This window comes from Vibrio sp. Vb0888, from assembly GCF_033338835.1.
Taxonomy (GTDB): Bacteria; Pseudomonadota; Gammaproteobacteria; order Enterobacterales; family Vibrionaceae; genus Vibrio; species Vibrio alginolyticus.
In genome coordinates this window covers 1-1,013 of the sequence record NZ_JAWOTL010000359.1, presented here as the reverse complement: position 1 = coordinate 1,013, position 1,013 = coordinate 1, and the positions used below count along the sequence as shown (strand labels likewise).

Below are 1,013 nucleotides of genomic sequence, written 5' to 3'. Positions count from 1 at the left end.
TGCCATTTAAGAGCTTCACGCCACGTGAAAAGTGGTTTGTCTCTTGGGTTGGTTTGCGCGGTGCGGTGCCAATCATTCTTGCGGTATTCCCTATGATGGCTGGTTTGCCAGACGCTCAGCTGTACTTCAACTTGGCCTTCTTCGTGGTTATGGTATCGCTGATCGTTCAGGGCGGTACGCTGACCAAAGCGATGTCGCTTGCCAAGGTTGAGTTGCCACCAAAGCCTGAGCCAATCTCTCGCACTGGTGTGGAGATTTACCCAACCAGTGAGTGGGAACTGTTTATCTACCGATTGAAAGCGGATAAATGGTGCATTGGCGAACCGCTGCGCAGTTTGTCGATGCCTGAGGGCACGCGCATTGCGGCTGTTTTCCGTAATCAAGAACTGCTTCACCCATCGGGCAGTACCAGGTTGGAAGAAGACGATACCCTATGTGTATTGGCTCAAGAGAAAGACTTAGCTGCACTGAGCTTGTTGTTCAGTGAAGCGCCGGAGAAAGCCTCTCTGACTCGTTTCTTTGGTGATTTCTTCTTAGATATCGAAGTGAAACTGGCCGACGTGGCGATGATGTACGGTTTGAATTTGGGCGATGAACTGCAAGATAAAACCTTGAGCAATATTGTTGAAGAACAGCTAGGTAGCACGCCTGTTTTGGGCGACCAGTTTGAATGGCAAGGATTGCAATGGGTAATCGCGGACGTGGTGGATCACCAAGTAACTAAGGTTGGCTTACGTTTACCCAATGAAGAAGAGGAAGGGGAAGAGGAGGACTAAGTCCTAATCATTCATTTCCGTTAACATGATGACGGCTTGCGTGCGGTTCTTCACGCCGAGCTTGCGGAAAATCGCCGTCATGTGTGCTTTGATGGTGGCTTCTGATACATTCAACTCGTAAGCGATTTGTTTGTTCAGCAAGCCATCAGACAACATCCCCAACACTTTGTATTGCTGTGGTGTTAGCGCGGCAATCTTCTCTGCTAAATCATTACACGCTGCGTTATTGGTGATCAG

Annotated in this window: 2 protein-coding genes; one reads left to right on the top strand and one right to left on the bottom strand. The window is 49.1% G+C overall.

Annotated features, from left to right (window positions below):
• Positions 1–776: TrkA C-terminal domain-containing protein (locus R7P72_RS26250; RefSeq protein ID WP_318111210.1), on the top strand; the 776-nt coding region annotated here is incomplete at its 5' end.
• 3 nt (positions 777–779) lie between these two features.
• On the opposite strand, the gene R7P72_RS26245 is transcribed toward R7P72_RS26250, so the two are convergent.
• The coding region (locus tag R7P72_RS26245) for a response regulator transcription factor (protein ID WP_318111207.1) at positions 780–1,013 on the bottom strand (234 nt) is incomplete at its 5' end.